Origin of the sequence: Streptomyces phaeoluteigriseus (assembly GCF_001896135.2) — a bacterium.
GTDB lineage: Bacteria > Actinomycetota > Actinomycetes > Streptomycetales > Streptomycetaceae > Streptomyces > Streptomyces phaeoluteigriseus.
The window spans coordinates 1-8,527 of sequence record NZ_MPOH02000030.1; the positions used below are offsets into that span (position 1 = coordinate 1).

Consider the following 8,527-nt stretch of genomic DNA (forward strand, 5'->3'; position numbering starts at 1 on the left):
GGCCGGCTCGGCCACGGATCATGCCCGGCCCGGCCGCGGATCGTGGTTGCGGGCGAATCCGGCGGGTGGCCGGGGTCGGCAGGTCGCCGTGAACGGGCCGCGCGACATCCGGAAGGGCGTCCAGGACCTCGCGGCTCCGAGGCGGACGGCCGGGGGCCCCGGCGCCGCCACCGTCTCGGCTTCGGCGCGGACGGCGGACAGCGGGCCGCATCGCCACGCGGCCGTCCGTCCTGGCGGCTTCGCTTCCGCCACACCGGCCCGCTGCCCACTGGGAGGAGCACCGTGGCGTGTCCCGGCGGGCCCTCGCCGCACGAGGCGAGCGCCGCGCTAACGGGCGTCGGCGACCGTCGGCTGCGAGGCGCGGGCCACGACGAAGAGGAAGACGCCACAGCCCGCCACCAGCAGCCATCCCGGATGCGACGCGGCGGCGAGGTCGGCAGGGCCGGCGCCCGCGACCAGTCCCCCGGCGACAGCGATGCCGACCGCCGCACCGACTTGACGGGCGGTCGAGGTGATCGCCCCTGCCACACCGGCGCGGGACGGCGGCAGACCGCTGACCGCCGTGTTCGTCAGGGGCGCGTTGGCGAAGCCGAACCCGACGCCGATCAGCAGGTAGGCGAACAGGATCAGCGGCACGCTCGTGTCCTGGCCCAGATCCGTCAGGCAGAGTCCGCCGGCCGTCATGAACCCGCCCGCGAGGATCAGCGGGCGCCGCGGTCCGAGGCGTCCCACCAGGCTACCGGACCAGGGGGCGCACAAGGTGGCCCCGAGCGCCATGGGCAGGGTGGCGGCACCGGTCGCGAGCGGGGTCCAGCCTCGGGTGTGCTGAAGGTAGAGGGTGTTGAGCAGCAGGCTCACGTTCAGGGCGACGAACACCGCCGTCGCGCCGAGCACCGCTGTGGCGAACGGCGGCCGACGGAAGAGGCCGAGGTCCATCAGGGGTTCGTCGCGCCGCAGCTCGACCAGCACGAATCCGATCGCAGCGGCCATGACCAGCGCGTAGCCGACGAGGGCCGCGGGCGAGGCCCAGCCGATGCGGGGTCCCTCGATGAGAACGCCGACGAAGAGGCAGATCACCGCGGTGAGGAGCAGCTGGCCCGGCCAGTCGAGGCGCCGGGCGCGCGCCGCACGGGACTCGGGCACGAACACGGCCACCAGGACAAGGGTCACGACGATGACCGGCACGTTGATCCAGAACACCGAGCGCCAGCCGAACGCGGCGATGAGCGCTCCGCCGGTGACCGGGCCCGCCGCCATGCTGAGCCCGAAGACGGACGCCCACACGCCGATCGCCCGCGCCCTTTCCCGCGGGTCGGGCATCGCGTTCACCACGATGGCCAGGGCCACGGGACTGAGCATCGACGCCCCGATCCCCTGGACGGCCCGGGCGCGACGAGCACACCGAGCGACGGGGCCAGGGCGCACACGAGGGAGGCCAGGCCGAAGACGACCAGTCCGCACCGGAAGACCCGGCGGCGTCCCCAGCGGTCCGCGAGGGCGCCGGAAACGATGAGGAGGCTGGCCAGGACCACGACGTAGGCGTCGACGACCCATTCCAGACCATGGGTACCCACCCCGAGGCCGTGTCCGATCTCGGGCAGGCCGACGTTGACGATGGTGGTGTCCACACCCACCAGGAACATGCTGAGCGCGCAGACGGCCAGCACCGACCAGCGCCGGCGTGCACCGGGCGGGGAGGGCGGAGCGGCCGGGGATGTTCTGAGCACGGGAGGGTCCCCCTTCGATACGGGCGATACGGGATCGACTGCGCTCAGACTCCGGCCGGGAGCATGCCCCGGCCCAGGAATTTTGCGGAGACCGCAAAATGGCCGTATGGACGCCGAACTCGCCGAACTCCTCGACAGCATCGGGCCGCGACTGCGCGCCCTGCGACGCGACCGGGGTCTCACCCTCGAAAGCCTCGCGGAGGCCACCGGAATCTCCGTGAGCACGCTCTCGCGCCTCGAATCGGGCCGACGGCGCCCGACACTCGACCTGCTCATCCCGCTCGCCCGGGCCCATCGCGTCGCGCTGGACCAGCTGGTGGCGGCCCCGGCCACCGGCGACCCGCGCGTCCACCTCACCCCTCGCAGCCGGGAACGCGGCAACGTCCTCGTGCCGCTGACGCAGTACCCGGGCCGCGTGCAGGTCTTCAAGCAGGTACTCGCACACCGTGAACCGAAACTGGTGACCCACTCCGGCTACGAATGGCTCTACGTCCTCGCCGGTGAACTCCGCCTCGTCCTCGGGACGAGCGACACCGTTCTCAGGCCGGGCGAGGTGGCCGAGTTCGACACCAGCACACCGCACTGGTTCGGCCCCGCCCACGCCGAAGCGGTGGAGATCCTGCACCTGTTCGGCCCTCACGGTGACCAGGCGGTGAACCGCACGATCCGCTCCGGCGGCGGGTCCGGAACGTGCGACGGCCGTGACACGTGCGTGTGCCGGTGCGCCGACGCGGGGTCCGCATGAGTGTGACGATCTGGTGGATCGACGATCCGGTGCTCTGCGGCGAGGGCCGGCGTGCCCCTGAAACCCGCCGGCTCGTCGAGGGCCCGGCACGACCCGCGCGCGAAGTGGCCGACCGGAGCGCTCACGCACAGAGGCCCGGAGGTGGCCGACCGAGGTCGTCAGCCGTCCGTTGCCGGGCCGGGCGGCCCCGAGTGCCGAGGTGCCGAGGTGCCGAGTGCTCTACGGCCCGATGTGGATGTACGCCGCCCACAGGCCCGGCATGCTCGGGTAGGCGTGACGCGGCAGCCCGTGTACGAGGACGGGCGGGCCGGCGGGGGGACGCGACCCATCCCCCCGAGCGGGCCCCGGGTCCGGCGCCCGCAGGCGTGGGGTCGTCGGGCGGCTGCAGGGGCCCGGGCCTGCGGATCGCCCCGGACGGCCCGTCAGCCCCTAGTGCGCCGTCGACCGCTCCCGCGGCTCCGGGACCACCCCGTCCTCCCCGTCCTTCCCCGCTCCTGGCACGGACCGGCGGATCTGCGGCAGGGTGGCCATCACGGCGGCGCTCGCCACCGTCCACACCACGCCGAACCACAACAACGGCGCGGCGCCGACCTCGGCCGCGACCGGGGCCGCCCACCAATAGCCCACGGTCATGGAGAGCACGGTCGCCACACCGTCGTACGCGCTGACGCGGGACATCGCATCGGACGGCACGTCCGCCTGGAGACTGCTCGTCCAGAGGATGTGCAGCAGGGCGAAACCCGCGCCGGACAGCAGCGAGCCCACCACCAGGAGGTACACGGGCGCGCGCAGGGCGAGGAGGGCGCCGAAGGCGCCCAGGCCGAACGTGCAGAAGACGGACGCCAGCAGCGGCCTGCGGAAGCGCACCCGCATGCCCACCAACCCGCCGAGCAGTGAGCCGACGCCCTGCGCGGCCATGACGGTGCCCCATTGGGCGGCGCCGTTCTCCTTCCCGCCGACGGAGGTGATGCCGAGCACCGTCACCGGCCCCATGACGAAGGTGGTCGCCAGCGATGTGTAGGCGAGGAGGGACCACAGCCAGGTGCGGGAGCTGAACTCACGCCACCCGTGCCGCAGTTGCTGCGAGAAGCTCTCCCCCTCACGGGCGGTGTTCTTGGCGGACGAGGTGCGCACCCCGGCCAGGCACAGCGCGCTGACCAGGAAGGTGCCGGCGTCGATGGCGATGACCCAGGCCGGGTCGGTCCAGACCACGAGTGCGCCGCAGACGGCCGGTCCGAGCAGCGAACCGACCGAATTGAGCGTGGACCCAAGGGCGTTGGCCTCTTGGAGACGCTTGCCCGAGACGACCTCCGGGACGAACCCGTGGAAGGCGGGGTGGAAGAACGCGGCGGCGACGGAGAGCACCGCGGCGAAGGCCACGAAGCCGCCCAGCGGCATGCCGACGGTCAGCAGGATGACGACCACGGTGATCTCGATGGCCGCGCGCACGAGGTCGCTGCCGATCATGGTGATCCGTCGACCCCATCGGTCCGCGAGCACCCCGCCCGCCAGCAGGAAGATCATCAGGGGCGCGGTCTGCGCGCCGAGCACCAGGCCGACCCCGCTCGCCCCGCCGCCGTGCTCCAGCACGGCAAAGGACAGGGCGATGGGCATCATGCTGCTGCCCAGGACCGATGCGGCCTGCGCGGCGAACAGCCGTCGCAGATTGCGCTCGCGCAGCAGGTCCAGAGGTAGTCGAGCCGCCAGACCGTTGGTCATCGCATGCCCCCCGTCGGGTCCGTTGCCGGACCGCCCGCGTGACTCACCCGTCCGCTCCTCTCCCGGCCGCCCCGCGCGACAGCGCCCCGCGATGCCGTGTGCATGTCGATCACAACGCCGGACAGCGTACGTGAGTTGGACCAGGCGATCAGCGGGGCCACGGGGATTCTTCACGTGCCCCTCGGCGCAGGGCGTGGCCCCGCGTCGCGGCGGTCGTGCCGCACAACGGCGAAACGCCGAACGGGGTGATCCGGCTGCGCTATCTTCACCCCATGGCGGATGTGGACACCTCGGCAACACGGCAGGGTACGAAGGGATTCGACGGCCTCGCGGCGGCCCTCGCACAGGCGTGGGACAGCGTGCTCGGCTCCCTCCCTGAGGAGGACTCGGACTTCTACGACGCCGGAGGCACCTCGATCGACGCGGCACGGATCGCCTCGCAGGCCGCCGAATGGGCGCCCGACGTCGAGGACTTGGACGTCACCCTGATGACCTCGCTCCTCAACGAGGCGCGCTTCGGGGACGTACGACGGGTCGGGCTGGAGTGGATCGACCGCACCCGTGGCGCGTCCGCCTGACCGGGGGAAGGCGGCCCGGCCGGGCGGGGCGTCCGGTCAGCCGACGCCGGTTGCCAGGTCGGTCAGCAGGTCGGCCGCGAACCGTTCGCACCACTCCTCGCCGAAGCACCGGCGGTCGTAGGTGAGGACCAGCCGCGGCTGTGTTCCGGACAGGTTCAGCTCCACGTCCAACTGCGACGGGCGGACCACCGGCCCGGCGGCGCCCTCTTCCCGCCCATCGCCCTGTTCGTCTTCGTCCTCCAGGTCGAAGGGGCTGAAGGCGAGCCCCGCCAGGGAACTGCGCCAGTCGTCACCGGTCACACTCACGCTCAGCGGGGCCAGGTCTCGCGCGCGACACCCATCCCGTCCGTGAGCAGATCGACGATCTCCTCGAACTCCACGCCCTGGTGGGCCATTCCCTCGCGCAGCCCGCGCCGCACCTGGGCGAGCACCCCCGCGTCGCCGTGCGGCGCCGCGGCGCCGACGCGGACGAGGACCGCCTGCGCGAGCGGGCCCACCGCATCGGAGTTCATGCGGTTCGCGGACATGGTGGCCAGCACCAGGTCGGCGGCCCCGGAGCGCTCCAGCACCCGGCGGGCCGCGGCGGCGGTGACGAACACCGTGGGCGTGCAGCGCGCGGCGCGGGCGTTCTCACGGAGGAGACCGGTCAGGTCCGGGTCGAGGGGCACGCTCAGTTCGGCGCCGTCCGGGAGCCAGCCCGGCTCAGGCCGCCGCTCGCCGATCCACGGCGTGGGGAAGTCGGACAGCTCAGTGCGCCAGAACTCCCAGTCGCCGGACCTGCGGTGCTCGCGCGCCGCAAGGATTGCGGAGTACCGGTCGGCCGGCGTCGGCGGCTCGTCGGGGCCCCGCAGATAGGCCTCCTGAAGGTCCGTCACGACCTGGTGCAGGGAGAACAGGTCCATCACGAGCCGGTGGAAGGTCAGAAGCAGGACGGCGCTGTGGTCGCCGAGGAGCGTCAGGTCGGCACGCGCCAGGGGTTCGCCGGTGAGGGGGAAGGTCTTCGCGTGGGCGGCGGCTGCCGCTCGACGTATCTCCGCGAGGTGCCCGGCCTGGTCGGCACACAGGTCGGGGCGGTGCGCGACGCGCGGTTCGTCGTGCGCGGCCGGCCCGAGGTGCAGCGTTTCGCCGTCCGCCCGGAAGCCCGTGTTGAGCAGTTCATGGCGCCGAAAGACGGCGCCGATGGCGTGGGAAAGCCTTTTCTCGTCGAGTTTTCCGTCGAGGCGCAGCGCAATACCGGTGTGCAGCAGTGCACTGCCTCGGACAACGCATTCCACTTCCCAGAGCCGTCGCTGTTGCCGGCTCAATTCCGTGGCGTAAGCGCTTTCACTCCGCTGGTTCATGTGCTCCGTCGCCCAAAAGTGCGCCGAGTGCCGCACGAGATGTCGATACTCCCCCGTGCGGCACTCGTCGGTGGTCTTACTTGGCCTCGGTGGCGGCCTGGCGGCGCAGCTGCTCGAGGTTGATCAGGGCGAAGGTTACGGAGTTGACCTTAGTCATCTCGACTTCCCATCTTCCAGGAGGGGTTCCTCTGCCACCGGGCGGTGGCAGAGGAATGATTTCAGGCCGGGTGATCTCCCGTCAACAAGCCTTACCTCAAATCCGTGTTGGTTCTCGATACCCGTGAGGTTTCGCGGCGATGGCTTCTCGCGGCATCTGCTTCCTGTGAAATATCACAGATCACCCTGCTCGCTCAATCGTTGTATGAAGTGCCTGAATATCTCGGCCACTCGTGCCACTTTTCCGGCGTCGTGATAGTGGTTCTCATACGACAGCGAGCCGGTGAGGGCCCCGTCCGCCATTTTCAGGTCGGCGAAGAGGGTGCTGGCGCACGCCAGTGCCTGATCGCGGCCGGCGAAGACCGGGAGCGGGTGGTCGGGGTGGAGGCGCTGCGGAGTCACGGTGAGCCCGGGCGGGAACGGCAGCGGGCGGTTCGGCTCCTCCGCCAGCCAGCCGGTCACTCCGCTCAGCCGCAGTTCCAGGTGGGCCAGAGCGCTGCGGTAGTACGCCCCGTCGCCCGACGGGCGTTCCAGGACATGGGAGATGACCTCGCTGAGCGGCAGGTCGGCGGAGTCAGAGGCCGCCTGGACGCTGTCGTGGACGGCCCTGAGGAAGGCGGGCAGGGTCTGGCGCCCTGTCTCGACCGGAACCGGCACCACGTTGCTGAACAGACCGAGCGTCTCGCGGGCACCGGCGGAGGTCCGCCCATGCGTGTACACGTAACCGAGCAGCCGGTCCCGCTCGTACTCCGTGGAGACGGCGTGGCTCAGGGCGGCCAGCAGGACGGTGTGGAGCGTGACCCGCTCTGCCCGTGAACGCCGCAGCAGCAGCCGGGTCTGCTCGGCCGTCAGAGTCAGCGGTACGGACCCGAACTCCGCCTCGGCGACGACCGCCCCGGCATCACCCGCCAGCGGGTCCGCCGCGCCGTACGCCCGCAGTTCCCCGGCGAGGGCGGCAGCCCGCCCGCGCAAGGCCGAGCGCGCCTCGGGCGCGTGCTCCCGGTTGATCAGCCCGGTATAACTGGCCGGGTCGCCACGGCGCTTGGCGGTGCCGTGGCCGGGTGCGACACGCTCGTGGTAGCCGTGGGCGAGCAGGTCCCGAAAGATGAGGTGGGACGTGCCGTCGAAGATCAGATGGTGGAACTGCGCGACGAGGAAATGCTCCTCCTCGCCCGTGCGCACCAGCGTCGTGCGCGTCATGCGGTCCGTCAGATCGAGGGGCTGGGAGAGGATCCGCGTCACCTCCGCCGCGCTCTCCTGCGGCGCGACCCGTACGGTGTCCAGCGGCCCCGGCGCGGGCCGCAGTGCCTGTCCGGGCCAGGCCGCCGACGGGTCCGGCCCTGCGCCTGCCACCAGGTGCAGGCGCAGGGCCTCGTGGCGGGTGGCGATCTCGGCCAGCGTGTCCCGCAGTGCTCCCGTGTCGAGCGGGCCCCGGAACAGCAGGGTCTCGGACGACAAGATCGGCGGGGAGTCACCGGTGTAGCTGCGGGTCCACTCCCAGCACCAGTCCTGGCGGGAGAAGAGGGGCAGCGGGGTGAGACCGGCCGAGGCGGGGTGGGCCGGGGGCTGGTGGGTCATGGGAGGGCGCTCTCTTCCAGGATGCGTACGGCCGTGACGTACCTGCGGGTGTTTCCCGCGGGGCCGAGCAGCTCCGGCAGGGCGCGTACGGCGGGCACGGGGTGCTTCTGGGTGAACCGGGTGAGGTTCACCGTGTGCTGCTCCCAGCGGTCGGCGCGTTCGTGGGTGAGGTGCACGCCCGGCGCGGCGGGCGCGAGACGCATCCCGGCCCCCGCCGACCACAGGCGCAGCCCGAGTTCGAGGTCCTCGCACCCCCATGTCGTACCGAAGGTCTCGTCGTAACCCCCGGATCGCTCCCACAACCCGTACGGCATGGACGTGTTGGCTCCGATGCAGGTCAGCCAGGGCGCGACCGGCTCCAGTTCGCCTTCGGCCATGCGGGTCACCAGGGTTTCCAGGGCGTTCGCCACCGTGCGCCCGAACCGGCCGCTCGTCGCCGCCGCATGGGGGTCGGGGAGGAGTTCGCCCGGTTCGGTGGCCAACAGGCGCCGGGCGCCCGGAAGTTCGCGGACCGGGCCGTGGACGCAGGCGGGCTCGCTGCCGCCGTGCTCGGTGACGTGGGCCGCCAGGGCCGCCGACGGCAGCAGGATGTCGTCGTCCAGGAAGAGCAGCAGGCCGCCGCGGGCCGCGGCGGCTCCGGCGTTGCGTGCGGCGGCGCGGCCCGCCCGCGGCCCCGCCACCGTG

The 8,527-nt window shown here is 72.1% G+C and carries 9 protein-coding genes; 2 read left to right on the top strand and 7 right to left on the bottom strand.

The window, feature by feature from the left end; all coding sequences use genetic code 11:
* Window positions 1-327: 327 nt before the first annotated feature.
* Both BM536_RS37220 and BM536_RS44110 read right to left on the bottom strand, forming a co-directional pair.
* Window positions 328-1,347: an MFS transporter gene (locus tag BM536_RS37220; RefSeq protein ID WP_281258620.1), complete on the bottom strand. Its 1,020-nt coding sequence runs from the start codon at window positions 1,345-1,347 to the stop codon at window positions 328-330.
* Window positions 1,326-1,727: an MFS transporter gene (locus tag BM536_RS44110; protein WP_281258621.1), complete on the bottom strand. Its 402-nt coding sequence runs from the start codon at window positions 1,725-1,727 to the stop codon at window positions 1,326-1,328. The genes BM536_RS37220 and BM536_RS44110 overlap by 22 nt, the downstream gene beginning before the upstream one ends.
* Before the next feature lie 106 nt (window positions 1,728-1,833).
* Between BM536_RS44110 and BM536_RS37225 the strand changes: the two genes are divergently transcribed.
* On the top strand, window positions 1,834-2,472 hold the full coding sequence (locus BM536_RS37225) for a helix-turn-helix domain-containing protein (RefSeq protein ID WP_079275259.1): 639 nt from the start codon (window positions 1,834-1,836) through the stop codon (window positions 2,470-2,472).
* 429 nt (window positions 2,473-2,901) lie between these two features.
* Here BM536_RS37225 and BM536_RS37230 read toward each other — a convergent pair whose 3' ends face one another.
* The gene (locus BM536_RS37230) at window positions 2,902-4,191 is read right to left on the bottom strand and encodes an MFS transporter (protein WP_073499302.1); all 1,290 of its coding nucleotides are present in this window, start codon (window positions 4,189-4,191) and stop codon (window positions 2,902-2,904) included.
* Window positions 4,192-4,463: 272 nt separating this feature from the next.
* Between BM536_RS37230 and BM536_RS37235 the strand changes: the two genes are divergently transcribed.
* Window positions 4,464-4,769 carry a phosphopantetheine-binding protein gene (locus BM536_RS37235; protein ID WP_143651087.1) on the top strand — a complete coding sequence of 102 codons (306 nt, stop codon included), beginning with the start codon at window positions 4,464-4,466 and terminating at the stop codon, window positions 4,767-4,769.
* 36 nt (window positions 4,770-4,805) lie between these two features.
* On the opposite strand, the gene BM536_RS37240 is transcribed toward BM536_RS37235, so the two are convergent.
* The 4 genes from BM536_RS37240 to BM536_RS37255 all read right to left on the bottom strand — a co-directional run.
* A complete protein-coding gene (locus BM536_RS37240) occupies window positions 4,806-5,075 on the bottom strand; it encodes a hypothetical protein (RefSeq protein ID WP_073499298.1) in 270 nt (89 codons plus the stop codon).
* Window positions 5,076-5,077: 2 nt separating this feature from the next.
* Window positions 5,078-6,109, bottom strand: a complete 1,032-nt coding sequence (locus BM536_RS37245) for a condensation domain-containing protein (protein ID WP_079275258.1) — start codon at window positions 6,107-6,109, stop codon at window positions 5,078-5,080.
* Between the two features lie 330 nt (window positions 6,110-6,439).
* Window positions 6,440-7,843 carry a condensation domain-containing protein gene (locus BM536_RS37250; protein ID WP_094104036.1) on the bottom strand — a complete coding sequence of 468 codons (1,404 nt, stop codon included), beginning with the start codon at window positions 7,841-7,843 and terminating at the stop codon, window positions 6,440-6,442.
* A partial coding sequence (locus tag BM536_RS37255; protein ID WP_143651090.1) for a glycosyltransferase family 2 protein occupies window positions 7,840-8,527 on the bottom strand: 688 nt, incomplete at its 5' end. The genes BM536_RS37250 and BM536_RS37255, both read right to left, overlap by 4 nt.